Genomic DNA, 25,857 nt, shown 5'->3' with positions numbered 1-25,857 from the left:
ATTATGGAATTTGAAGAAAAAACGCTTAGTCGAAAAGAAATCTATCAAGGTCCTATTTTTAAACTGGTGCAAGATCAGGTGGAACTACCAGAAGGAAAAGGCACTGCTCAACGTGACTTGATTTTCCACAATGGAGCCGTTTGTGTTCTAGCCGTGACAGCTGAGGATAAAATTATCCTCGTTAAGCAATATCGGAAGGCCATCGAGGCTGTCTCTTATGAGATTCCCGCTGGAAAACTTGAAGTTGGCGAAAATGCAGATCCAATGGCAGCGGCTCTTCGTGAATTGGAAGAAGAGGTTGCCTACACAGCTAAGTTAGAACTCTTATACGATTTCTATTCTGCAATTGGTTTTTGTAATGAAAAATTGAAACTCTACCTTGCAAGTGATTTGACGAAGGTAGAAAATCCTCGTCCGCAAGACGATGATGAAACCTTGGAAGTTCTAGAAGTGAGTCTAGAGGAGGCCAAGAACCTGATCCAGTCAGGTCATATCTGTGATGCCAAGACTATCATGGCAATCCAGTACTGGGAACTACAAAAGAAATAGAGGAGCAACCCATGGGAAAACCTTTATTAACAGATGAAATAATTGAACGTGCTAACCGCGGTGAGAAAATCTCAGAGGCACCTCTTCAAGATGATGAGGAAACTAAGATTCTACCAACTGCTTCACAACATTTTGGGAATTCACGTTCTAGAGATCATGGTTTTAGTCAAGATACCTTAACGATCGAAGTAGAGCCAACGATTCATAAGAGTCGTCGTATTGAAAACACCAAGAGAAATGTTTTTAATTCAAAACTCAATCGCATCTTGTTTGCAGTCATTCTACTCTTAGTTTTGTTAGTGTTGGCAATGAAACTCTTGTAATTGAAAGGATATGAAATGAAAATTGGAATCATTGCTGCCATGCCAGAAGAGCTCCTACATCTGACTCAGAATTTGGACAAAACCCAAGAAGTCCAGGTCTTGGGAAACACCTACTATACTGGCACTATTGGCAAGACAGAAGTTGTCCTTGTTCAGAGTGGGATTGGGAAGGTCATGTCGGCTATGAGTGTAGCTGTCCTAGCTGACCATTTTCAGGTAGAAGCCATTATCAATACAGGATCAGCAGGTGCTCTTGCAGAAGGGATTGCTGTTGGCGATGTAGTGATTGCGGATAAACTGGCTTATCATGATGTGGATGTGACCGCATTTGGCTATGCTTATGGTCAGATGGCTGGTCAACCCCTCTACTTTGAATCCGATAAGAACTTTATCGCTAGGATTCAAACAAATTTATCTCAGTTAGACCAGACCTGGCACCTAGGCTTGATTGCTACAGGGGACAGTTTTATAGCTGGAGAAGACAAGATTGCTAGTATCAAGTCCCACTTTCCAGCTGTTCTAGCAGTTGAAATGGAAGGGGCAGCCATTGCTCAGGCGGCTCAGGCTCTTGACCTACCTTTCCTAGTCATTCGCGCTATGAGTGACAATGCCAATCACGAGGCCTCTATCTCATTTGATGAGTTTATTATAGAAGCAGGACGTCGTTCTGCCCAAGTCTTACTAGCCTTTTTAAAGACCTTGGATTAAGCGGAAATTTGACAGTTTATCTAGCTTATGATAAGATTTAAATAAAGAAAAGCTAGAAAACGTTTCAGAGGATATTATGAGTATTGAAATGACCGTCAGTGAGATTGCAGAGGTCTTAGGCCTATCTCGTCAGGCAATCAACAATCGTGTCAAAGAACTTCCCGAAGAGGACACGAAAAAAAATGACAAAGGTGTAACAGTAGTTACTCGAAGTGGCTTAATCAAGCTAGAAGAAATCTATAAAAAAACGATTTTTGAAGATGAACCAGTCAGTGATGATGTCAAACAACGTGAACTGATGGAAATCTTGGTCGATGAGAAAAATGCTGAAATTCTTCGATTGTACGAGCAACTCAAGGCCAAGGACCAGCAGCTGGCAGAAAAAGATGAGCAGATGCGCATCAAAGACCGCCAGATTGCTGAAAAGGACAAACAATTGGATCAACAGCAACAGTTAACTCTTCAAGCAATGAAGGATCAAGAAAGCTTGAAACTAGAGTTGGACCAAGCAAAAGAAGAAGTCCAAGCAACCAAAAGAGGCTTTTTTGCTCGCCTGTTTGGAGGAAAATAAAGAAGCTGTTTGGGTTATTCACTAACCTAATAGCTTCTTTTATTATTTATAGTTTAAATTGAGTCGGAATTGAGGTAAAAGATGGAAAAATTAAGAGACTATATCGCCTTTGACTTAGAATTCAATCAACACGAAGGGGTTACCCATTTAATTCAGGTATCAGCAGTTCATTTTCAAGATGGTCATGAAATAGATGCCTTTGATTCTTATGTCCATACCAGCGTGCCTTTAAAGAGTTTTATCAATGGTTTGACAGGAATTACAGCTGAAACCTTGAAAGATGCGCCAAAAGTAGAACAAGTTTTACAGGACTTTCAGGGATTTGTAGGCACCTTACCCATTGTTGGCTACAATGCAGCCAAGAGTGATTTGCCTATTCTCATGGAGCATGGTTTGGACTATCGTGACCAGTATAAGGTCGACCTATATGATGAGGCTTTTGAACGTCGTAGTTCCGACCTACACGGCATAGCTAACCTCAAACTGCAAACTGTTGCGAATTTTTTAGGCTTTAAAGGTCAATCGCATAATAGTTTAGAAGATGCCCGCATGACAGCGCGTGTTTACGAAGCCTTTTTGGAATCGGATGAAGGGAAGCTATTATTGAAAGAACAGAGTAATCTATCCATGAATCCCTTTGGTGGGCTAGACTTATCTCAATTTCTAGACTAGGAGTGCTTATGAAACCTGAAAAACCTAAAAAACTAGGTTTTAGGAAAATTTACCTCAACCTAGATAAAGTTCTCCTCCTCTTTTTCTTAATTTTCATGATGGTGGAATATCTGTGGTTACCTCTCAATTCTTTTCTTGCTGGTCTTTTACTCAGCCAGACGGGCTATTTGTTTATTTCTTACAATAATATTTTTGCCATTATCACGAGTTCTCCTTTAATCAGTCTGGCCTTTCTCGTCTTGATTGTAATCAATCTTTTGGTGGCCTATTTCCAGATTTGCCTCCTCTTTATTGGGGCGCGTCACCTTCTCTACCACGAAAAGAGAACCTTGATTGAGTACAGTCGCAAAGTTTTCCAGCAAAGTTTTCTGTTCATGAAACGCTTGAGCTTCTGTAAGATGGCCTTTGTATTCTTCTACGTAGCCATGCTCTTTCCTTTCATCAGGAAAATTTTAAAAATTTATTACTTAAATAAAATCGTTATTCCAGACTTTATCGTAACTTATCTGGAAGACAAGTACTGGCTAGTAGGTTTGATGATTTTTGCATCTGCTTGGATTTTGCTCTATGTGTCTGTCCGACTCATGTTTGTCCTTCCAAAGATTCTCTTTGAAAAGAAGACTGTGAGAGAAGGAGTAAAATTTAGTCTGCAAAAGACAAAAAAACAAGTTCTCTTTTATGCTTGGAACTTGCTGCTCATTATTATTAAAACCTATCTCTTTTTCTTCCTCCTCTTGACTCCCTTGCTATTGGGACAGATTGTAATTGACCATTTAACACAGAAAGAATCACTGATTCTTGGAGTTATCAACTTTGTCTTGATAAAAAACATCCACTATATGGCGTTGACCTATTTCCTTGTTAAGTTTGTCTCCTTTTTGACAGGTGAGGAACTGGAGATTATGCCAAGAAGAAAAAAAGACCATTTGATGAGATGGGGAGTTATGGGCTGCGCTAGTATCTTTTTTGCGCTGGAAGGTTATATCTATCTGGAAGCTCCTGTGACAAATACCCCTTTAGTCATTTCACATAGGGGCGTTTCAAATAAAAATGGTGTACAAAACACTGTACAGTCTTTGGAAAAAACAGCGCAACTGAAACCAGATTTGATTGAAATGGATGTACAGGAGACCAAAGATGGTCAGTTTGTGATGATGCATGACGCCAATCTTAAGAACTTAGCAGGTATCAACGTCAGTCCTCAAGACTTGACTTTGGAGGAGTTGAAAGGGTTAGATATTTCTGAAAATGGCTATCGAACCAAGATATCTAGTTTTGATGACTATCTCAATCGCGCGAATGAACTTCATCAAAGATTGTTGATTGAAATCAAAACCAGTAAAAAAGACAGTCCGCAAATGATAGAACGTTTTCTAGAGAAATATGGCCCTATTATCAAGCAGTACGGTCATCAGATGCAATCACTAGACTATCATGTGATTGACCAAGTTTTGAAATATGATTCGACTATTCCAGCTTATTTCATCTTGCCTTATAATAGTATTTTCCCAAAAACCAAGGCAACTGGCTATACCATGGAGTATTCAACATTGGATGAATATTTTGTCACTAAACTTTGGTATACAGAACAGAAGCTTTACGTATGGACTGTGAATGGTTCTGAGGCTTTTGATAAAGCCGTTCAGCTCGGAGCTGATGGGATGATTACGGATGATCTTGAAATGGTTCAGTTACAAGTAACAACGGCGCAAGATGATCCTGAGTATACGGAACTACTACTAAAAAAAGCAACGGAGTTCTTTAATTTCTAAACTAGTCATTTATAGTAGTTAAGAACTAATATAAAAATAGATAAGTAGAAAAGTGTTTGAATTTCAGTTTACAATATGTGGATTGAAATTATAGACTGAAATAATAAAAAGGAGAGGAACGAACCTCTCCTTTTTATTATAGGGTGTAACTTTGATGCAATTAACAAATAGTTATAAATGCTAAAAGTCAATAGAATTAGAAAGACAATCCGCCTGAAAAAGCACTTAATTTTTGTTTAGCAGTTTCATTAATTTGATCAATGGCATGATTGATAGCTTGACTAGTCAAATCAGATAGAGTATCCAAGTCTTCTGGATCAACAACTTCAGGTTTAAATTCAATCTTAACAACTTTTTTATCACCAGTTAGAGTTGCAATGACTAAATCTTGGCTAGATTTTCCAGTAAATTCTGTTGCAGCTAATTCTGCTTGAGCAATATCCATGTCTTTTTTAAGTTTTTGGGCTTGCTTCATCATATTTTGCATGTTCATCATAATAGTTTCTAGGTTCCTTTCTTGGTCAGGGAATTTCATCCTCTGATATCGTTTTTCTTGAGAAAAGTAACCACCTTCAAACATATATCGTATAGAGTGGTATCTTCTGTGTGTTTAATAAAGGAGAGCTTTTAATATCTAAGCTACAAAAGAATTTAGTTCTTTAAATCATAGGCTGATATTTACTCTTGAAAGTGAAGTGATGTAGGTCAGGGTACTGATTTTGTTGTTTTCATCCCTCCCTCATTTTAAAAGCGATCACCTCATTTTCTAGGCTATTTTTCTTTCAAATTCATTTGAAAGAAACCATTTCTATCTATAAGGCATATCAAGCTGCTAAGTTCTATTAGCAATCCCTATAGAAATCAGTATTCTCCTCTTTCAATACACAGTAAATTATAGCATGTTTTTACTACGCTGTCAATTTCCCAAATACTTTACACTAAAGCAAATGAAGAATGGCTATGCCTTGTAAATCATATCTCTAGTTTATGGCTGACTTCAAGTGAGATATTGCGGACATTTATACTGTTTATAAAAAATAAAATGAATTGATTTCGGTTGACTTTTCTATACTCTTTTCAAGTTTATTCGATTTTGTGCTCCAATGGACTAGACTTGATGTTATGAGTAAAAAAGGATTTATTAATCCCTAATTTAAGAAATTTATGGATTTCCTAGTTTTTTGTATTTTTAAAAATAACTTTAAGGTTCGTATTATATTCTAAAGAACTCTATGTTAACCGAACGTTAAATAGAGAATGTAGAGGATAACCTAATTTTATTTTTAAATTTGTTATGATTTTTTCAAATTCATTTGGATATTGTTCACTTTTTGACCGAAATAGTGAGTTGGTTCAGATAAATGGTGCTCTATCTTTTCTTCATGATAAGGGCAGATTGTGATATAATAGATGGTAATGAGTTTTTAAGAATAAACAAAGGAGAATATATATGATCTATGCAGGAATTCTAGCCGGAGGAACTGGCACACGCATGGGAATCAGTAATTTACCGAAACAATTTTTAGAGTTGGGTGATCGTCCCATTTTAGTCCACACAATCGAAAAATTTGTCTTGGAGCCAAGCATTGAAAAAATTGTAGTTGGAGTTCATGGAGATTGGGTATCACACGCTGAGGACTTAGTTGACAAGTACCTCTCTCTCCATAAGGATCGTATCATCATTACCAAGGGTGGTGCTGATCGTAATAGCAGTATCGAGAAGATTATAGAAGCCATTGATGCCTACCGTCCAATTACTCCAGAAGACATCGTGATTACCCACGACTCTGTTCGTCCATTTATTACACTTCGAATGATTCAGGACAATATCAAACTCGCCCAAAATCATGATGCAGTTGACACAGTAGTAGAAGCGGTTGATACCATTGTTGAAAGTACCAATGGTCAGTTCATCACTGATATTCCAAATCGTGCTCACCTCTACCAAGGTCAAACACCTCAAACTTTTCGCTGCAAGGATTTCATGAATCTGTATGGTTCCCTATCTGATCAAGAAAAGGAAATCCTGACAGATGCATGTAAGATTTTTGTTATCAAAGGGAAAGACGTTGCTCTAGCAAAAGGGGAATATTCGAACCTTAAAATCACAACTGTGACAGACTTGAAAATCGCGAAAAGTATGATTGAGAAAGACTAAGGCTATGATTAATCAAATTTATCAACTGACCAAACCAAAGTTTATTAATGTAAAATACCAAGAAGAGGACATTGATCAGGAAAATCATATCCTGATTCGTCCAAATTATATGGCGGTCTGTCATGCGGATCAACGTTACTATCAAGGGAAACGTGATCCTAAGATATTGGCTAAAAAGCTTCCTATGGCTATGATTCACGAGTCTTGTGGAACTGTTATTTCAGATCCAACTGGGACTTATGAAATCGGTCAAAAGGTAGTTATGGTCCCAAATCAACCGCCTATGCAGAGTGACAAGGAGTTCTACGAGAACTACATGACAGGAACCTACTTCCTATCTAGTGGTTATGATGGCTTTATGAGAGAATTTGTCTCTCTTCCAAAAGATCGTGTTGTCTCTTATAATGACATTGAGGACACAGTTGCAGCCATTACCGAGTTTGTGAGTGTGGGTATGCATGCTATGGATCGTTTCTTGAATCTCGCCCACAGCAAACGAGAGCGTATCGCAGTTATCGGAGATGGTAGTTTGGCTTTTGTGGTTGCCAATATTATCAATTACACTCTACCAGAAGCAGAGATTATCGTGATTGGTCGCCATTGGGAAAAACTGGAACTCTTCTCTTTTGCAAAAGAGTGCTACATCACGGATAATATTCCCGAGGATCTGACCTTTGATCATGGATTTGAATGTTGTGGTGGCGATGGAACAGGTCCCGCTATCAATGATTTGATTCGTTACATTCGCCCACAAGGAACGATCCTCATGATGGGAGTGAGCGAGTACAAGGTCAATATCAATACACGAGATGCTTTAGAAAAAGGTTTATTATTGGTTGGTTCGTCACGATCAGGACGGATTGATTTTGAAAATGCAATACAGATGATGGAAGTTAAAAAGTTTGCGAATCGTCTGAAAAATATCCTTTATATTGAAGAACCAGTGAGAGAAATCAAGGATGTTCACCGAGTCTTTGCTACAGACCTAAATACTGCTTTTAAAACAGTGTTCAAGTGGGAAGTGTAGAAGATGGAGGTAAATTGTGGAGAAACTTATCAAAGAAAAAATCTCTTCCTTGCTATCTGAGGAAGAGGGAGTCCTCAGTGTTGAACAACTGGGGGGCATGACTAATCAGAATTATTTGGTTAAAACAACCTCTAAACCCTATATCGTTAAATTTTTCGGGAAAGGGACTGAAAAGCTCATCAATCGTCAAGATGAAAAATACAATCTTGAATTGTTGAAAGATTTAAATCTTGATGTCAAGAATTATCTTTTTGATATTGAGTCAGGAATCAAGGTAAATGAGTACATTGAATCTGCAACAACTCTTGATTCCACTTCGATTAAGACCAAATTTGAAAAGATTGCTCCGATTCTACAGACCATTCATGCATCAGGCAAAGAACTAAGAGGGGAATTTGCACCTTTTGAAGAAATCAAAAAATACGAAGCCCTGATTGATGGGAATATCCCTTACGCCAATTATGAAGCTGTAAGAAAAGATGTATTTTCACTAGAGAAAAAATTGGCTGACTTAGGTGTTGACAGAAAGTCTTGTCATATTGATTTGGTACCAGAAAACTTTATCGAGTCACCCCAAGGACGCATGTATTTGATCGACTGGGAATACTCTTCCATGAATGACCCGATGTGGGATTTGGCAGCTCTCTTTTTGGAGTCTGAATTTACAAATCAGGAAGAAGAAGATTTCCTAACCTACTATGAGAGTGACAAAACTCCAGTATCTCGTGAAAAGATTCGAATCTATAAAATTTTGCAAGATACCATCTGGAGTTTGTGGACAGTGTACAAAGAAGCTCAGGGTGCTGACTTTGGAGAGTATGGTGTGAGTCGTTACCAAAGAGCTGTTGACGGTTTGGCCTATTATGGAGGTTAGGATGAAGAATAAAAATGGTGTTTCTTTCGGTCTGCTCTCAGGGATCTTCTGGGGGCTAGGACTGACAATCAGTGCTTATATCTTTTCAATTTTTACAAATCTTTCCCCCTTTGTGGTAGCAGCAGCGCATGACTTCTTGAGTATCTTTATTTTATTAGCTTTTCTCTTGATTAGAGAAGGGAAAGTTCGCTTTTCAATTTTCCTAAATATCCGAAATGTCAGTGTTATTATCGGAGCCTTGCTAGCTGGACCAATAGGAATGCAGGCCAATCTTTATGCGGTTAAGTATATCGGTAGTTCTCTTGCATCTTCAGTATCAGCCATCTACCCAGCAGTCTCTGTTTTACTCGCATTTTTCATTTTGAAACACAAGGTATCTAAGAATACTGTCTTTGGTATTCTGTTGATTATCGCTGGTATTATTGCCCAGACATACAAAGTTGAGCAGGTTAATTCTTTTTATATCGGAATTCTTTGTGCATTAGTTTGTGCCATCGCTTGGGGAAGTGAGAGTGTTCTTAGTTCCTACGCCATGGAAAGTGAATTAAGTGAAATTGAAGCACTATTAATCCGTCAAGTAACCTCATTCTTGTCCTATCTTGTGATTGTGCTCTTTTCACACCATTCATTTGCAGAAGTGGCAGATGGACAATTACTCGGTTTGATGTTAGTCTTTGCAGCATGTAATATGATTTCTTATTTGGCTTATTACATTGCAATCAATCGGCTACAACCAGCAAAAGCAACTGGTTTGAACGTAAGCTATGTCGTTTGGACAGTACTGTTCTCAGCAATGCTTTTAGGTACACCACTCGATATGGTGACCATTATTACATCGCTTGTTGTTATGGCTGGTGTTTATATTATTATTAAAGAATAAAGGAGAATAGCGTGAAAGCAATTATCTTGGCAGCGGGGTTGGGAACTCGTCTGCGCCCTATGACTGAAAATACCCCTAAAGCCTTGGTTAAGGTCAACCAAAAACCTTTGGTAGAATACCAAATTGAATTTTTGAAAGAACGAGGAATTGATGAGATTATCATTGTTGTCGGCTACCTTAAAGAACAATTTGATTATCTAAAAGAAAAATATGGTGTTCGTTTAGTCTTTAACGATAAGTATGCCGATTACAACAATTTTTACTCACTTTATCTCGTTAAAGAAGACTTAGCTAACAGCTATGTTATTGATGCGGATAACTATCTTTTCAAAAATATGTTTAGAGACGATCTTAAACGTTCAACCTATTTCAGTGTTTATCGTGAAGACTGTGAGAATGAATGGTTCTTGGTTTATGGTGATGACTATAAAGTTCAAGACATCATCGTTGATAGCAAGGCTGGTCGTATTCTGAGCGGCGTATCATTCTGGGATGCTCCAACTGCAGAAAAGATTGTTGGCTTTATTGACAAAGCTTACGAAAGTGGTGAATTTGTTGATCTCTATTGGGATAACATGGTTAAGGATAATATCAAAGAATTAGATGTGTATGTTGAAGAATTAGAAGCCAACAGCATCTATGAAATCGATAGTGTTAAGGACTATCAAAAGCTAGAAGAAATTTTATCTTCCATTAACTAAATAACATTAGAAATTAGTAACAGAAAGACCCATTTTGGTCTTTTTTTTGTTTGAAATGCACGAAAACAGAATTTAAAAAGATTGTTTGATAATGATTATAATTAATTAACAAAACACAATCAACAAAAAAGAAACAAAATAAAACAAAAAGTATTGACAACGATTTCATATAGTGTTATACTTATAACGTAAAAGTTAATTGAAAGAAGGGAAACTCTTATGGGATTAGATCATTTCTTTGACAAAAACCTGGTGTTTTGCTTAGAAGCGGATAATCAAGAACAACTCTTTGATCAGGTAGCAACCCTGTTGGAAAAACGAGAAATAGTGACTCCAACTTATCGTGAAGCCTTGATCACGCGTGAAAAGTCATTTCCAACTGGCTTAGATATGGAATTTCTGGGAAAGGACTTGCCAAATGTAGCGATTCCTCATACAGATATTGTTCACAATCTAGCTGAGAAAGTGGTGGTTGTTCGATTAGAAAAACCAGTAACTTTTCACAATATGATTGCTCCTGATAAGGAAGTGGAAGTATCTCTACTCTTCTTTATCATTAACAATTCAAGTTCGAGTCAAACCAACATTCTTGCTCAGTTGATGGACTTTTTCACAGGGAATAGCCATCTGGAAGATTTATCAAAAATTTCTGAACCAGAAAAACTTTATGCTTATATAGCTGAAGCGACAGCTTAATCTTGTCTATTAAAAAAATAAAATCGGAGGAAATCCTAATGATTAAAATTCTCGCTGCCTGCGGTGCAGGTGTAAACTCAAGTCACCAAATTAAAAGTGCTCTTGAAGAAGAACTCGCAAATCGCGGTTACGATGTTCACTGTGATGCAGTTATGGTAAAAGATGTGAATGAAGACCTTATGAAAGGCTACGATATCTTTACACCAATCGCTGCAACAGATCTTGGCTTTGAACCAGGTATTCCAGTTATCGAAGCTGGACCAATCTTGTTCCGTATTCCAGCAATGAGCGCTCCTGTATTTGACAATATTGAGGCAGCTATCAAAGAACACGGACTAAGTTAATTATTATTTTGTAAGATTCCATAAAAATAAAGGGAGGAACTATTATGGATGTCATTATCGAACTAGCCAATAAGATTTTCAAGCCAGTCTTGGAAATGGGTGGTCCTATCATCATGCTGATCATCTTGACAGTATTGGCTCTACTTTTTGGAGTGAAATTCTCCAAAGCGCTTGAAGGTGGTATCAAACTTGCCATCGCTCTTACTGGTATCGGTGCTATCATCGGTATGCTCAACGGAGCTTTCTCAGCATCTCTTGCGAAATTCGTTGAAAATACTGGTATTCAATTGAACATCACTGACGTTGGTTGGGCACCACTTGCAACCATCACTTGGGGATCTGCTTGGACACTTTACTTCTTGCTTGTAATGTTGATTGTCAACGTTGTGATGCTTGCAATGAAGAAAACGGATACCCTTGACGTTGATATCTTCGATATCTGGCACTTGTCTATCACAGGTCTTTTGATCAAATGGTACGCAGACAACAATGGAGTTAGCCAAGGGGTTTCACTTTTCATCGCAACTGCAGCAGTTGTCCTTGTAGGTGTTTTGAAAATCATCAACTCTGACTTGATGAAACCAACATTCGATGACCTTCTTAACGCACCAAGTTCATCACCAATGACTTCAACACACATGAACTACATGATGAACCCAGTTATCATGGTCTTGGATAAGATCTTCGATAAAGTATTGCCAGGTCTTGATAAATATGACTTTGACGCTGCAAAATTGAACAAAAAAATCGGTTTCTGGGGATCTAAATTCTTCATCGGTTTCATTCTTGGTATCGTTATTGGTTTGATGGGAACTCCACACCCAGTTGCTGGTGTAGAAGGAGCCGATAAATGGGAACTTGTTATTAAAGGTTGGTTGAGCCTTGGTTTGACTGCCGGTGTCTGCTTGGAGCTCTTCTCACTTATCGGATCTTGGTTCATCGCAGCCGTAGAACCACTTTCACAAGGTATCACAAACGTTGCTACTAAACGTCTTCAAGGACGTAAATTCAACATCGGTCTTGACTGGCCTTTCATCGCTGGTCGTGCTGAAATCTGGGCTTGTGCCAACGTACTTGCTCCAATCATGCTAGTAGAAGCTGTGCTTCTTTCAAACGTCGGAAACGGTATCTTGCCACTTGCAGGTATCATCGCTATGGGTGTAACTCCAGCTCTCTTGGTTGTTACTCGTGGTAAATTGCTCCGTATGATCATCTTCGGAACACTCTTGTTGCCACTCTTCCTTCTTTCAGGTACTCTTATCGCTCCATTTGCAACTGAACTTGCTAAAGGTGTAGGTGCCTTCCCAGAAGGTGTGAGCCAAACTCAATTGATCACTCACTCAACTCTTGAAGGACCAATCGAAAAACTATTTGGTTGGGCAATTGGTAATGCTACAACAGGTGACATCAAAGCAATCCTTGGTGCAGCTGCCTTCCTTGTATTCTATGTGGGTATCTTTGCTTGGTATAGAAAACAAATGATCAAACGTAACGAAGAATACGCAGCAAATGCTAAATAATTCGCTCCTATAAAATGTAAATTGTGAAAACTAGGTTGTCAATTTCCGACATTGGGAGTGGCAACCTAGTTTTTTTATATAAAAATCTAAAAATAGTTGGAGAATATTATGGTAATTGAAGTAAAATCAGATCAGTTAACGGTTCAGTTTAAAACCTTAGGTGGCGCCTTGTCATCAATCAAGGATCGAGATGGAATTGAGTACTTGTGGCAAGGAGATTCCAGCTATTGGAGTGGACAAGCTCCAGTACTTTTTCCAATCTGTGGTTCTTTGAGAGAAGACACAGCCTTATATAGCCACAAAGATGGAACGGAGACGAAAGGAATCATTCCTCGTCATGGTTTGGTCCGTAAAAAAGAATTTGAATTAGTTGATCAAACAGAAAACAGCGTAACTTTTGCCATCGAAGACGATGAGAATAGCTATCAAAACTATCCTTATCATTTCCGTCTTGAAATCACTTATCTAGTGACCGGCAAGACTGTTCGTACTCAATACAAAGTCTTTAATAAAGAAACGAATAAAGTAATGCCATTCTTTATAGGAGGACATCCAGGATTTAATTGTCCTCTACTTGATGATGACGTCTATGAAGATTACTATTTAGAGTTTGAAAAAGAAGAGACTTGCTCTGTTCCACGTCCTTTCCCAGAAACAGGAATGTTAGACTTCCAAGATAGGAGTCCATGGCTAGATGGGCAAAAAGAATTAGACCTTAGCTATGATTTGTTTAGCACAGATGCAGTGACTTTGGATGAGTTGCAATCCAGAACAATTGCCCTTCGTTCTCGTAAACATGAGAAGGGATTGAAAGTGCACTTTGCAGAGTTTCCAAATCTCATTATCTGGTCAACTTTGAATAAAGGTCCTTTCATTGCCTTTGAACCTTGGTCTGGATTATCTACATCTCTTGAAGAAGGAGATCATTTAGAAGATAAGAAGAATGTTCGTCTCTTAGAAGCTGGTCAAGTGGATCAAATTGGTTTTGATATTGAAATATTTTAGATAAAAAACCACAAAAACAAACATTTACTGTTGACTTTTTTCAAAAATAGGAGTATATTATGTTTGTAAGCAACAAATGATGTTTGTAACAAACAAATAATCACTTGTTATATTCTCTTTCGCGGAGAAAGATTGTTTTTAGGAAATTGGTTTCCTGGACTTGGATAAGGTGGTATTCATCTCATTCAATCAAATTTGTCAATAAACTGCTAGAAAGTCTTTTGTAGGTAAACTGCTAGCTATAAAAGTCTTTACTGGCCTAGAATAATAAAAAGGAGTAAACAATATGTCTATTGTTATTGGTGCAGACGCTGCAGGTTTGAGATTGAAAGAAGTTGTGAAAGACTTCTTGGAAAAAGAAAACTTCCACGTTGTGGATGTTACAGCTGAAGGTCAAGACTTTGTTGATGTGACTCTTGCTGTTGCTGCGGAAGTAAACAAAGAAGAACAAAACCTTGGTATCGTGATTGATGCTTATGGTGCTGGTCCATTCATGGTCGCAACTAAAATCAAAGGAATGGTTGCTGCTGAAGTTTCTGATGAACGTTCAGCTTATATGACTCGTGGCCACAACAACTCTCGTATGATTACTATGGGGGCACAACTTGTTGGTGACGAATTGGCTAAAAACATCGCTAAAGGATTTGTTAATGGTAAATACGACGGTGGACGTCACCAAATCCGTGTCGACATGTTGAACAAAATGTGCTAATTGGTAGAGAGTAAGAAAGGTAAGATAAAAATGAGAATTGCAATTGGATGTGACCACATCGTAACAAATGAAAAAATGGCGGTTTCAGAATTCTTGAAATCAAAAGGACATGAAGTCATTGACTTTGGTACTTACGATCATGCTCGTACACACTACCCAATTTTTGGTAAAAAAGTAGGGGAAGCAGTTGTTAGCGGTCAAGCTGATCTTGGGGTATGTATCTGTGGTACAGGTGTCGGTATCAACAATGCTGTAAATAAGGTTCCTGGTGTCCGTTCTGCCTTAGTTCGTGATATGACAACAGCTCTTTATGCTAAAGAACAATTGAACGCCAACGTTATTGGTTTTGGTGGTAAAATCACTGGTGAATTGCTTATGTGCGATATCATTGAAGCTTTCATCAATGCTGAATACAAGCCATCTGAAGAAAACAAAAAATTGATTGCGAAAATCGAGCATGTTGAAACTCACAATGCTCATCAAGCAGATGCAAACTTCTTTACAGAATTCCTTGAAAAATGGGATCGCGGTGAATACCACGACTAAGAGGTGACGTATGATTTTAACAGTCACAATGAATCCATCCATTGATATTTCTTATCCTTTGGATGAATTGAAAATTGACACTGTCAACCGTGTGGTGGACGTGACCAAGACAGCTGGCGGTAAAGGGCTCAATGTTACACGAGTTCTTTCAGAATTTGGTGATTCTGTTGCTGCTACTGGTTTGGTCGGTGGTAAACTTGGTGAGTTTTTGGTTGAAAATATCGATAATCAAGTAAAGAAAGATTTCTTCTCCATTCAGGGAGAAACTCGTAACTGTATCGCTATTCTACACGGTAAAAACCAAACAGAAATTCTTGAGAAAGGGCCTGAAGTTCTAGAACAAGAAGGGCAAGATTTCTTGGCTCATTTCGAAAATCTTCTTGCCACTGTGGAAGTAGTAGCCATCTCTGGTAGTCTGCCAGCAGGTCTTCCAGTTGACTATTATGCAAACTTGGTGAAGCTTGCTAATAAAGCAGAGAAACCAGTTGTTCTGGACTGCTCAGGTGCTGCCCTTCAGGCTGTCCTTGAATCACCACACAAACCAACAGTTATCAAACCAAATAACGAAGAATTGTCTCAGCTTCTTGGGAAAGAAGTTTCAGAAGATTTGGATGAATTAAAGGAAGTTCTTCAAGAGCCTCTATTTGCAGGGATTGAGTGGATTATCGTTTCACTTGGTGCAAATGGTGCTTTTGCAAAACATGGGGATACTTTCTACAAGGTAGATATTCCTAGAATTCAGGTAGTCAACCCTGTCGGATCTGGAGATTCTACTGTAGCAGGAATTTCTTCAGGACTTCTTCATAAAGAATCGGATGCAGAATTACTCATCAAGGCAAATGTCCTTGGTATGCTCAATGCTCAAGAAAAAATGACTGGTCATGTAAATATGGCTAACTATCAAGGTCTATACGACCAACTAATCGTAAAAGAGGTATAAAATGGTTTTAACAGAACAAAAACGTGCACGCTTAGAAAAACTTTCAGATGAAAATGGCATTATCTCAGCTCTTGCCTTTGACCAACGTGGCGCTTTGAAACGCCTCATGGCTCAATACCAAACAGAAGAGCCAACAGTAGCTCAAATGGAAGAACTTAAAGTATTGGTTGCAGATGAATTGACAAAATACGCTTCATCAATGCTTCTAGACCCTGAATATGGTCTCCCAGCTACAAAAGCGCTTGATGCCAATGCTGGTCTTCTCCTTGCTTATGAGAAAACTGGCTACGACACAACAAGCACCAAACGCTTGCCTGACTGTTTGGATGTTTGGTCTGCCAAACGCATCAAAGAACAAGGTGCGGATGCAGTCAAATTCTTGCTTTACTACGATGTAGACAGTTCTGACGAACTCAACCAAGAAAAACAAGCCTACATCGAACGTATCGGCTCTGAGTGTGTGGCGGAAGACATTCCATTCTTCCTTGAAATCTTGGCTTACGATGAAAAAATTGCTGACGCAGGTTCTGCAGAATACGCAAAAGTGAAACCACACAAGGTTATCGGTGCTATGAAGGTCTTCTCAGACCCACGCTTTAACATCGATGTCTTGAAAGTAGAAGTTCCAGTCAATGTGAAATACGTTGAAGGCTTTGGTGATGGTGAAATCGTCCATACTCGCGAAGAAGCAGCAGCTTTCTTCAAAGCACAAGACGAAGCAACAAATCTTCCATACATCTACTTGAGTGCAGGTGTGTCAGCTAAACTCTTCCAAGAAACCCTTGTCTTTGCCCACGAATCAGGCGCAAACTTCAACGGCGTTCTTTGTGGCCGTGCAACATGGGCTGGATCAGTTGAAGCTTATATCAAAGATGGTGAAGCAGCAGCTCGAGAGTGGTTGCGCACAACTGGTTTTGAAAACATTGACGAACTCAATAAAGTTCTTCAAACAACAGCGACTTCATGGAAAGAACGTGTGTAAGCAAGTCCTCCTAGGTTAGGAACATGAATCTAAAAAAATTTTAAAAAAAGTTGAATGTAAAGGTTTACAAAAAAACTTACTTGTGCTATACTTAAATCACAAGTTAATACAAGGTGAGTGTTACTAAGTAATATTAGGCATGATCACAGGTGGATTAGAAATCAAAGGATTTTCTAGTTCATTTGTGGTCATTTTTTGTACTCATATACCTTTAAGCTGCAAAAGGAGGTTGCCATGTATCGAATTCTAAACCCAATGAATCACAACGTCTCGCTGGTCAGAAACGACAAGGGAGAAGAAGTGATTGTGATTGGTAAGGGGATTGCATTTGGGAAAAAGAAGGGGGATTTGATTGCTGAAGAACAAGTTGAAAAAATCTTTCGGATGAAGACAGAAGAGTCCAGAGAGAACTTTATGGCTCTGCTCAAAGATGTCCCGCTTGATTTTATCACAGTGACCTATGAGATTATTGATAAGCTATCAAAGAAATATCATTATCCGATTCAAGAGTATCTCTATGTGACCTTGACAGATCATATTTACTGTTCTTATCAAGCTCTAACACAAGGAAGGTACAAGGATAGCAATCTGCCAGATATTTCTACCAAGTATCCTATTGCTTTTCAAATTGCTAATGAAGCCTTTGAAATCTATCGTCAGAAGTTGACAGATCATTTCCCCGAGGATGAAATTATTCGGATCGCTTATCATTTCATCAATGCCGAAGGGGAGAATGAAGTGGAGGTTGTGGAGTCGATTGATAAGAGGAAAGAAATTCTCAGGAATGTTGAAGAAGTGCTGAAGAGTTATGCAATTCAACGAACCAAAGAGAATAATCATTTCTATGATCGTTTTATGATTCATCTCAACTATTTTTTGGATTATTTAGACCGTTCCAGAGATGATAACCAATCACTTCTGGATATGGAAGACCATATCAAACAATCCTATCCAAAAGCCTTTGAAATTGGCTCCAAGATTTATGATGTGATTACGCAACATACGGGTCTTGATTTGTATAAAAGTGAACGAATTTATCTAGTTCTACATATCCAACGTTTATTGTCATAAAAATTTAATTAAAAATACATAAGGAGAATTCTATCATGAATAGAGAAGAAGTAACATTATTAGGTTTTGAGATTGTTGCCTATGCTGGTGATGCTCGATCAAAACTATTGGAAGCCTTAAAGGCTGCTGAAGCTGGCGATTTTGCGAAAGCAGACAGCTTAGTCGAGGAAGCTGGTTCTTGCATTGCAGAGGCTCACCACGCGCAAACAAGTCTATTAACTAAGGAAGCAGCTGGTGAAGATTTGGCCTATAGTGTAACCATGATGCACGGTCAAGACCACTTGATGACAACTATCTTGTTAAAAGATTTGATGCACCATTTAATCGAACTCTATAAGAGAGGAGTTAAGTAATGAATAAATTAATTTCATTTATCGAGAAAGGAAAGCCTTTCTTTGAAAAACTGTCTCGTAATATCTACCTTCGTGCTATTCGTGATGGTTTCATTGCTGGTATGCCTGTCATTCTCTTCTCAAGTATCTTTATCTTGATTGCTTTTGTACCAAACTCATGGGGCTTTAAATGGTCTGATGATGTTGTTAATCTCCTCATGAAACCTTATAGTTATTCAATGGGGATTCTGGCTCTCTTGGTAGCTGGGACAACAGCTAAGTCATTGACCGACTCAGTAAACCGTAGCATGGAGAAAACCAATCAAATCAACTATATGTCAACACTTTTGGCTGCGATTGTTGGTTTGTTGATGTTGGCAGCTGATCCGATTGAAGGTGGATTTGCGACAGGTTTCCTTGGGACAAAAGGTTTGCTTTCAGCCTTCCTTGCTGCCTTTGTTACTGTAGCTATCTATAAGGTTTGTGTTAAGAACAACGTTACCATCCGTATGCCTGACGAAGTTCCACCCAATATCTCACAAGTTTTTAAAGATGTGATTCCATTCACTCTTTCAGTTGTTTCTCTATATGCTCTTGATTTACTAGCTCGTCATTTTGTTGGTGCAAGCGTAGCTGAATCAATCGGTAAATTCTTTGCACCATTATTCTCTGCTGCTGATGGTTATCTAGGTATTACGATTATCTTTGGTGCTTTTGCCTTCTTTTGGTTTGTTGGTATCCACGGTCCTTCAATCGTCGAGCCAGCAATCGCAGCTATTACCTATGCAAATGCCGAAGTCAACTTGAACCTTCTCCAACAAGGTATGCACGCTGACAAGATTCTTACTTCTGGTACACAAATGTTTATCGTTACCATGGGTGGTACTGGTGCGACACTGGTTGTTCCATTCATGTTCATGTGGTTAACAAAATCCAAACGGAACCGTGCAATCGGACGCGCGTCTGTTGTACCAACCTTCTTCGGAGTTAACGAACCAATTCTGTTTGGTGCACCGCTTGTCTTGAACCCAATCTTCTTTATTCCTTTCATCTTTGCGCCAATTGCCAACGTATGGATCTTTAAATTCTTCATTGAAACGCTTGGCATGAACTCATTTACTGCCAACCTTCCTTGGACAACACCAGGTCCGCTCGGTATTGTTCTCGGTACAAACTTCCAATTCTTGTCATTTGTACTTGCTGCTTTGTTAATCCTTGTTGACGTAGCCATCTACTATCCATTCCTCAAGGTTTATGATGAACAAATTCTTGAAGAAGAGCGTTCCGGTAAAGCCAATGATGAATTGAAAGAAAAAGTAGCAGCAAACTTCAATACTGCCAAAGCAGATGCTATTCTTGAAAAAGTAGGTGTAGAAGCAGCGCAAAACACAATCACAGAAGAAACAAATGTTCTCGTTCTCTGTGCAGGAGGAGGTACAAGTGGTCTCCTTGCAAATGCTCTAAACAAGGCTGCCGCAGAGTACAATGTTCCTGTTAAAGCAGCAGCTGGTGGCTATGGAGCTCACCGTGAAATGTTGCCTGAGTTTGATCTGGTTATCCTTGCTCCTCAGGTAGCTTCTAACTTTGAAGACATGAAGGCCGAAACCGACAAACTTGGTATCAAACTTGCTAAGACAGAAGGTGGCCAATACATTAAATTGACTCGAGATGGAAAAGGCGCTCTTGCCTTTGTTCAAGCGCAGTTCGAAGAATAAAATGTAAATAGTGAAGAAGTGAGATGGAGGAACTCCTCCCAACTATATCCCCATCTCATTTCTATTTCTTGAAAGGTGAATCAAATGACAAAAACACTTCCAAAAGACTTTATTTTTGGTGGCGCAACAGCTGCCTATCAAGCAGAAGGCGCTACACATACTGATGGAAAAGGCCCAGTTGCCTGGGATAAATATCTTAAGGATAACTACTGGTACACTGCTGAGCCAGCCAGTGATTTCTACCACAAATATCCAGTTGATCTCAAACTTGCAGAAGAGTATGGTGTTAATGGTATCCGTATTTCAATCGCTTGGTCACGTATCTTTCCAACTGGTTATGGGAAAGTCAATGACAAGGGAGTTGAGTTCTATCACAATCTATTTGCAGAGTGTCACAAACGGCATGTTGAGCCCTTCGTGACTCTTCATCATTTTGACACGCCAGAAGCACTTCATTCAAACGGAGATTTTCTGAATAGAGAAAACATTGATCACTTTGTGGATTATGCAGCCTTCTGTTTTGAAGAATTTCCTGAAGTTAACTTTTGGACAACCTTTAATGAAATTGGGCCGATAGGAGATGGTCAGTATTTGGTTGGGAAGTTCCCTCCAGGTATCCAGTACGACCTTGCCAAAGTCTTCCAATCTCATCACAATATGATGGTGTCGCATGCGCGTGCAGTAAAACTTTTCAAGGATAAGGGATATAAGGGTGAAATTGGTGTGGTTCATGCACTGCCTACTAAGTATCCTCTGGATCCAGATAATCCAGCAGATGTTCGTGCAGCCGAGTTAGAAGATATCATCCATAACAAGTTTATCCTAGACGCGACTTATCTAGGACGATATTCCGAAGAAACGATGGAAGGTGTCGACCATATCCTAGCAGTCAATGGTGGTAGCTTAGATTTGCGTGAAGAAGATTTCGCAGTCCTAGAAGCAGCAAAAGACTTGAATGACTTCCTCGGTATTAACTACTATATGAGTGATTGGATGCAAGCCTTTGATGGCGAAACAGAAATCATTCATAACGGTAAGGGTGAAAAAGGAAGCTCTAAGTATCAGATTAAGGGAGTTGGACGTCGAGTAGCTCCAGATTATGTACCACGTACGGATTGGGACTGGATTATCTACCCTCAAGGTTTGTATGATCAAATCATGCGCGTGAAGAAAGATTACCCAAACTACAAGAAAATCTACATCACAGAGAATGGTCTCGGATACAAAGATGAGTTTGTGGATGGGACAGTCTATGATGATGGACGGATTGATTATGTTAAGAAACATATGGAAGTGATTGCAGATGCAATCTCCGATGGAGCCAATGTCAAAGGCTACTTTATCTGGTCGCTGATGGATGTCTTTTCTTGGTCAAATGGTTACGAAAAGCGTTACGGCCTCTTCTATGTTGATTTTGACACCCAGGAGCGTTATCCAAAGAAATCGGCTCACTGGTACAAGAAACTAGCTGAGACGCAGATTATTGACTAAAACTAACAAAAAAATTCCCCGCCAAAAAGCAGGGGAATTTTTATGGTTTTGATAAAAGAATGGTTGTTTGTTTCGATAAATCTTCAAATGTCTCCTGACTCAGTTTTGCATCTGAAACGATAGTATCAATCTCTGAGATATTGTAGAAAGTGTAAAAATCAAACTTATTAAACTTGCTGTGGTCTGCCAGTAAGTATTTTTTATTGGCATTGTTCAAGGCGATTCGTTGCGCTTCGCCTTCCTCCTCACTGAAGGTGGCAATAGCCTTATCCTTGATACCATTACAACTTACAAAAGCCTTAGAGAACTGAAGGTTAGTCAAATCCTGCAAGGTGAGTGTCCCTACAAAAGCACCAGTGATAGAGCGATAATTTCCGCCAATCAAGATCAAATCTGTTAGTTTTCGTTCGTTTAGGATGAGAAAAACAGGAAGACTGTTTGTTACAACACGAATATTATCAATTGGGAGTTCACGAGCAAAACATTCTAAGGTTGTTCCTGGCCCGATAAAAATGGTTTCACCTTCGTCAATCAAATGACCTGCAAAACGGCTAATTTCTTGTTTTTCAGCAATCTGCAAGCCTTGTTTTTCAACATTTGAGCGTTCGTTGTTTAAGAGAGAACCTGTACGAAGTTTTTCAGCGCCACCGTGCACACGAACAAGCAAATCCTTATCTGCCAATTCTTGTAAGTAGCGGCGAGCTGTCATATCTGACACATCAAGACTCTCCATAATCTCTTTTACAGTAATAGTGCCTTTTGTGTTTACTGCTTCTAGAATACTATCTAGTTTTTCTTGCTTTAGCATCCTTATCACCTCGATTTCTACTATTATTATCTTACCATAAAACGCTCAATCAATCAAATAGAAAAAACAAAATAAAACAAAAACAAAAATACCATGGTTGTTTTAAACAAACCATGATATTTTGAATGATTGGTCAAATTAGTCTAAACCGTAGTTGTAATCCTCGTCTTGCATGGCTTCAACTTCACCAAGGAGATAACCATTTCCGACTTGAGAGAAGAAGTCGTGGTTAGAAGTTCCTGTTGAAATACCGTTCATGACGATAGGATTGACATCATCAGCTGAATCTGGGAAGAGTGGATCTTGTCCTAGGTTCATAAGGGCCTTATTGGCATTGTAACGAAGGAAGGTTTTGACTTCTTCGGTCCAGCCAACACCGTCATAGAGGCTTTCTGTATAGCCCTCTTCGTTCTCGTAGAGGGTATAGAGCAGGTCGTACATCCATTCTTTGAGTTTTTCTTGCTCTTCTTCAGGCAATTCGTTGAAACCAAGTTGGAATTTGTAACCAATGTATGTTCCATGAACAGACTCATCACGGATGATCAGTTTGATGATTTCCGCAACGTTGGCTAGTTTGTTGTTACCGAGATAGTAGAGCGGTGTAAAGAAACCAGAGTAGAAGAGGAAGGTTTCAAGGAAGACGCTGGCAACCTTCTTTTCAAGAGGCGTACCATTGAGGTAGATTTCATTGATAATTTCTGCTTTTCTTTGTAGGTAAGGGTTGGTGTTGGTCCATTCAAAGATTTCTTCAATCTCAGCCTTGGTATTCAAGGTAGAAAAGATAGATGAATAAGATTTTGCGTGGACAGATTCCATAAATTGGATGTTGTTAAAAACAGCTTCCTCATGCGGTGTACGGATGTCTGAACGAAGAGCCTGAACCCCTGTTTCTGATTGCATGGTATCCAAAAGGGTCAAACCACCAAAGACTTTTCCTACCAAGTCCTTTTCCTTGTTTGATAGTTTTCTCCAGTCGTCTAGGTCATTTGACAAGGGGATACGCGTATCGAGCCAGAATTGCTCCGTCAATTTTTCCCAAGTTGATTTGTCGATGACATCTTCGATGGCATTCCAGTTAATGGCTTTGTAGTAAGTTTCCATTTGAAATCTCTTTCTGTATGTAATAATGCGATGAAGGAATCTTCTCTATTTTATCATAGTCTGAGAAGAGTATCGCACAAAAAGTCGGAAGCCCGACTTTTTAGTTTTTCATAGTATTTAAGATACTTATCAAGTTTTGTATGACGGGTAACTTAATCAGTAGTCTGAGAAAATGTGGTTGCCTTAGACTAAAATTAAATCACACAGCTTTCACATTGGTTAGCACCAACTTCCCCACCGTCGTCTGTAAAGGTACGGACGTAGTAAATGGACTTGATTCCCTTGTTAAAGGCATAGTTACGAAGGATTGACAGGTCACGTGTCGTTTGTTTGTTTTCCTTCTTCCATTCGTAAAGACCTTTTGGAATGTCGCTACGCATGAAGAGAGTGAGCGAAAGCCCTTGATCTACGTGCTTAGTTGCAGCCGCGTAAACATCAATCACCTTACGCATATCCATGTCATAAGCAGAAGTGTAGTAAGGGATAGTGTCTGTTGACAAGCCTGCGGCAGGGTAGTAGATCTTACCAATTTTCTTCTCTTGGCGTTCTTCGATACGTTGTGTAATAGGATGGATAGAAGCAGAAACGTCGTTGATGTAGCTGATAGAACCATTTGGAGCAACAGCTAGACGGTTTTGATGGTAAAGTCCATCTGCTTGAACCTTTTCTCGAAGTTCAGCCCAGTCAGTAGCGCTTGGAATAAAGACATCTTTAAAGAGCTCTTTGACACGGTCTGATTTTGGAACAAATTCGCCTGTCACATACTTGTCGAAGTAGCTTCCGTTAGCATAGTCTGATTTTTCAAAGTTGTGGAAGGTGATACCACGTTCACGCGCGATGTTATTAGATTCTACCAAGGTCCAGTAGTTCATAAGCATAAAGTAGATGCTTGTAAATTCAACTGACTCAGCTGATCCATATTCGATCAGTTGTTGGGCAAGGTAACTGTGAAGTCCCATTGCACCAAGCCCAAAGGTGTGGGCCAAGCTATTTCCGTGGTCGATAGTAGGAACAGCTACGATGTGTGAACTATCTGTAACGAAAGTAAGGGCACGAACCATAGCGCGGATAGAACGACCAAAGTCAGGTGACGTCATCATGTTGACCACGTTGGTTGAACCAAGGTTACATGAAACGTCCGTTCCCATTTGAAGGAATTCTTGAGCATCGTTGATCAAGCTTGGTTCTTGAACTTGAAGAATCTCGGAACACAAGTTACTCATGATAATCTTTCCATCGACAGGATTTGCACGGTTAGCCGTATCAATGTTGACGACATAAGGGTAACCAGATTCTTGTTGCAATTTAGAGATTTCAGTTTCCAAATCACGCGCCTTGATTTTTGTCTTGCGGATGTTTGGATTTGCGACCAATTCATCGTATTTTTCAGTGATGTCGATGTAGTTGAACGGTACACCGTACTCAAGCTCTACAGAGTAAGGGCTAAAGAGATACATTTCTTCATTTTTACGAGCTAATTCGTAGAATTTATCGGGCACCACAACACCGAGTGAAAGGGTCTTTACACGAACTTTTTCATCAGCATTTTCTTTCTTAGTGGAAAGGAAGGCGATGATATCTGGGTGAAAGACATTGAGGTAGACAACCCCAGCACCTTGACGCTGACCCAATTGGTTAGAGTAGGAGAAACTGTCTTCGAAGAGTTTCATAACTGGTACGACACCAGAAGCAGCACCTTCATAACCTTTGATAGGTGCGCCAGCTTCACGAAGGTTGCTGAGGGAAATTCCCACACCACCACCGATACGTGAAAGTTGGAGAGCTGAGTTGATAGAACGGCCGATAGAGTTCATATCATCAGTTACTTGGATTAAGAAGCAAGATACCAACTCCCCACGACGAGCACGACCAGCATTCAAGAAGGAAGGAGTAGCAGGTTGGTAGCGTTGGTGGATGATTTCATTGGCAATATCAGTCGCAATCGCTTCATCCCCGTCAGCAAAATAAAGTGCATTAAAGAAGACACGGTCTTCCATACTTTCAAGGTAATATTCACCGTCATTAGTCTTCAAGGCATACTGGTTGTAAAACTTATAGGCAGCCATGAATGATTTGAATTGGAAGTTTTGGTCTTTGATAAATTGATGCAATTCTTCCAAAAACTCTGGACGGTATTTCTTGAGAAATGCAGTTTCGATGTAGTTGTGTTCAATGAGGTAGTTGATTTTATCAGTAATTGAATCAAAAACCATGGTATTTGGAACCACATTTTCTTTAAAGAAGGCATCCAAGGCTTCCTTATCTTTATGAAGCATGATTTGTCCATTGACAGGACGGTTGATTTCGTTATTGAGACGGAAGTAAGTTACGTCCTCAAGATGTTTTAATCCCATAAAAT

Annotated in this window: 27 protein-coding genes; 23 read left to right on the top strand and 4 right to left on the bottom strand. The window is 39.2% G+C overall.

The window, feature by feature from the left end:
* Window positions 1–3 precede the first annotated feature (3 nt).
* From DF216_RS00710 to DF216_RS00685, 6 genes are all read left to right on the top strand, one after another.
* Window positions 4–549, top strand: a complete 546-nt coding sequence (locus tag DF216_RS00710) for an NUDIX hydrolase (RefSeq protein WP_084972304.1) — start codon at window positions 4–6, stop codon at window positions 547–549.
* 11 nt (window positions 550–560) lie between these two features.
* Window positions 561–872: a cell wall synthase accessory phosphoprotein MacP gene (macP, locus tag DF216_RS00705; RefSeq protein WP_129325622.1), complete on the top strand. Its 312-nt coding sequence runs from the start codon at window positions 561–563 to the stop codon at window positions 870–872.
* Between the two features lie 15 nt (window positions 873–887).
* Window positions 888–1,580: a 5'-methylthioadenosine/adenosylhomocysteine nucleosidase gene (locus DF216_RS00700; RefSeq protein ID WP_129325621.1), complete on the top strand. Its 693-nt coding sequence runs from the start codon at window positions 888–890 to the stop codon at window positions 1,578–1,580.
* A 76-nt stretch (window positions 1,581–1,656) separates the two neighbouring features.
* Entirely contained in the window at window positions 1,657–2,151 is a 495-nt protein-coding gene (gene rocS, locus DF216_RS00695; RefSeq protein ID WP_061453567.1) for a chromosome segregation protein RocS, read from the top strand.
* Window positions 2,152–2,232: 81 nt separating this feature from the next.
* Window positions 2,233–2,823: a 3'-5' exonuclease gene (locus DF216_RS00690; protein ID WP_129325620.1), complete on the top strand. Its 591-nt coding sequence runs from the start codon at window positions 2,233–2,235 to the stop codon at window positions 2,821–2,823.
* Window positions 2,824–2,831: 8 nt separating this feature from the next.
* Window positions 2,832–4,595: a glycerophosphoryl diester phosphodiesterase membrane domain-containing protein gene (locus DF216_RS00685; protein WP_129325619.1), complete on the top strand. Its 1,764-nt coding sequence runs from the start codon at window positions 2,832–2,834 to the stop codon at window positions 4,593–4,595.
* 196 nt (window positions 4,596–4,791) lie between these two features.
* Here the strand turns inward: DF216_RS00685 and DF216_RS00680 are convergent, their stop codons facing one another.
* On the bottom strand, window positions 4,792–5,091 hold the full coding sequence (locus DF216_RS00680) for a YbaB/EbfC family nucleoid-associated protein (protein WP_061453840.1): 300 nt from the start codon (window positions 5,089–5,091) through the stop codon (window positions 4,792–4,794).
* 954 nt (window positions 5,092–6,045) lie between these two features.
* Here DF216_RS00680 and DF216_RS00675 point away from each other — a divergent pair.
* The 17 genes from DF216_RS00675 (at window position 6,046) to lacG (ending at window position 21,589) form a co-directional block, all read left to right on the top strand.
* Window positions 6,046–6,753, top strand: a complete 708-nt coding sequence (locus DF216_RS00675) for an IspD/TarI family cytidylyltransferase (protein ID WP_129325618.1) — start codon at window positions 6,046–6,048, stop codon at window positions 6,751–6,753.
* A gap of 4 nt (window positions 6,754–6,757) precedes the next feature.
* Window positions 6,758–7,780, top strand: coding sequence for a ribitol-5-phosphate dehydrogenase (locus tag DF216_RS00670; protein WP_061416922.1), 1,023 nt, complete (start codon window positions 6,758–6,760; stop codon window positions 7,778–7,780).
* A 16-nt stretch (window positions 7,781–7,796) separates the two neighbouring features.
* Window positions 7,797–8,654, top strand: a complete 858-nt coding sequence (locus tag DF216_RS00665) for a phosphotransferase family protein (protein ID WP_129325617.1) — start codon at window positions 7,797–7,799, stop codon at window positions 8,652–8,654.
* 1 nt (window position 8,655) lies between these two features.
* Window positions 8,656–9,534 (top strand): DMT family transporter, encoded by an 879-nt coding sequence (locus tag DF216_RS00660; RefSeq protein WP_129325616.1) that lies wholly within the window; start codon window positions 8,656–8,658, stop codon window positions 9,532–9,534.
* Between the two features lie 11 nt (window positions 9,535–9,545).
* Window positions 9,546–10,235, top strand: a complete 690-nt coding sequence (locus DF216_RS00655; protein ID WP_129325615.1) for a sugar phosphate nucleotidyltransferase — start codon at window positions 9,546–9,548, stop codon at window positions 10,233–10,235.
* Window positions 10,236–10,454: 219 nt separating this feature from the next.
* Complete coding sequence (locus DF216_RS00650) at window positions 10,455–10,931, top strand: PTS sugar transporter subunit IIA (RefSeq protein ID WP_164978976.1); 477 nt, start codon at window positions 10,455–10,457, stop codon at window positions 10,929–10,931.
* A gap of 38 nt (window positions 10,932–10,969) precedes the next feature.
* Window positions 10,970–11,275, top strand: coding sequence for a PTS sugar transporter subunit IIB (locus DF216_RS00645; RefSeq protein WP_038805326.1), 306 nt, complete (start codon window positions 10,970–10,972; stop codon window positions 11,273–11,275).
* Window positions 11,276–11,319: 44 nt separating this feature from the next.
* The gene (locus DF216_RS00640; RefSeq protein ID WP_000382509.1) at window positions 11,320–12,795 is read left to right on the top strand and encodes a PTS galactitol transporter subunit IIC; all 1,476 of its coding nucleotides are present in this window, start codon (window positions 11,320–11,322) and stop codon (window positions 12,793–12,795) included.
* A 108-nt stretch (window positions 12,796–12,903) separates the two neighbouring features.
* Window positions 12,904–13,800, top strand: a complete 897-nt coding sequence (locus tag DF216_RS00635; protein WP_129325613.1) for an aldose 1-epimerase family protein — start codon at window positions 12,904–12,906, stop codon at window positions 13,798–13,800.
* Between the two features lie 286 nt (window positions 13,801–14,086).
* Window positions 14,087–14,512, top strand: a complete 426-nt coding sequence (lacA, locus tag DF216_RS00630; protein WP_000029277.1) for a galactose-6-phosphate isomerase subunit LacA — start codon at window positions 14,087–14,089, stop codon at window positions 14,510–14,512.
* Window positions 14,513–14,542: 30 nt separating this feature from the next.
* Complete coding sequence (gene lacB, locus DF216_RS00625; RefSeq protein ID WP_045591451.1) at window positions 14,543–15,058, top strand: galactose-6-phosphate isomerase subunit LacB; 516 nt, start codon at window positions 14,543–14,545, stop codon at window positions 15,056–15,058.
* 10 nt (window positions 15,059–15,068) lie between these two features.
* Window positions 15,069–15,998 carry a tagatose-6-phosphate kinase gene (locus DF216_RS00620; protein ID WP_129325612.1) on the top strand — a complete coding sequence of 310 codons (930 nt, stop codon included), beginning with the start codon at window positions 15,069–15,071 and terminating at the stop codon, window positions 15,996–15,998.
* Between the two features lies 1 nt (window position 15,999).
* Complete coding sequence (gene lacD / locus DF216_RS00615) at window positions 16,000–16,980, top strand: tagatose-bisphosphate aldolase (RefSeq protein ID WP_129325611.1); 981 nt, start codon at window positions 16,000–16,002, stop codon at window positions 16,978–16,980.
* Between the two features lie 234 nt (window positions 16,981–17,214).
* Window positions 17,215–18,051 carry a PRD domain-containing protein gene (locus DF216_RS00610; protein WP_129325610.1) on the top strand — a complete coding sequence of 279 codons (837 nt, stop codon included), beginning with the start codon at window positions 17,215–17,217 and terminating at the stop codon, window positions 18,049–18,051.
* A gap of 35 nt (window positions 18,052–18,086) precedes the next feature.
* Complete coding sequence (locus tag DF216_RS00605; RefSeq protein WP_001078323.1) at window positions 18,087–18,404, top strand: PTS lactose/cellobiose transporter subunit IIA; 318 nt, start codon at window positions 18,087–18,089, stop codon at window positions 18,402–18,404.
* Entirely contained in the window at window positions 18,404–20,098 is a 1,695-nt protein-coding gene (locus DF216_RS00600) for a lactose-specific PTS transporter subunit EIIC (RefSeq protein ID WP_129325609.1), read from the top strand. The genes DF216_RS00605 and DF216_RS00600 overlap by 1 nt, the downstream gene beginning before the upstream one ends.
* A gap of 84 nt (window positions 20,099–20,182) precedes the next feature.
* Window positions 20,183–21,589, top strand: a complete 1,407-nt coding sequence (lacG, locus tag DF216_RS00595; protein ID WP_129325608.1) for a 6-phospho-beta-galactosidase — start codon at window positions 20,183–20,185, stop codon at window positions 21,587–21,589.
* Between the two features lie 40 nt (window positions 21,590–21,629).
* Here lacG and DF216_RS00590 read toward each other — a convergent pair whose 3' ends face one another.
* The 3 genes from DF216_RS00590 to nrdE form a co-directional block, all read right to left on the bottom strand.
* Window positions 21,630–22,397, bottom strand: coding sequence for a DeoR/GlpR family DNA-binding transcription regulator (locus DF216_RS00590; protein ID WP_000917581.1), 768 nt, complete (start codon window positions 22,395–22,397; stop codon window positions 21,630–21,632).
* A 138-nt stretch (window positions 22,398–22,535) separates the two neighbouring features.
* Window positions 22,536–23,498 (bottom strand): class 1b ribonucleoside-diphosphate reductase subunit beta, encoded by a 963-nt coding sequence (gene nrdF / locus DF216_RS00585; RefSeq protein ID WP_000451379.1) that lies wholly within the window; start codon window positions 23,496–23,498, stop codon window positions 22,536–22,538.
* A gap of 194 nt (window positions 23,499–23,692) precedes the next feature.
* The gene (gene nrdE / locus DF216_RS00580; RefSeq protein ID WP_129325607.1) at window positions 23,693–25,852 is read right to left on the bottom strand and encodes a class 1b ribonucleoside-diphosphate reductase subunit alpha; all 2,160 of its coding nucleotides are present in this window, start codon (window positions 25,850–25,852) and stop codon (window positions 23,693–23,695) included.
* Between the last annotated feature and the right edge of the window lie 5 nt (window positions 25,853–25,857).

Source organism: Streptococcus oralis (assembly GCF_004127215.1).
GTDB lineage: Bacteria > Bacillota > Bacilli > Lactobacillales > Streptococcaceae > Streptococcus > Streptococcus oralis_BD.
This window is presented reverse-complemented; position numbering and strand designations above follow the sequence as displayed.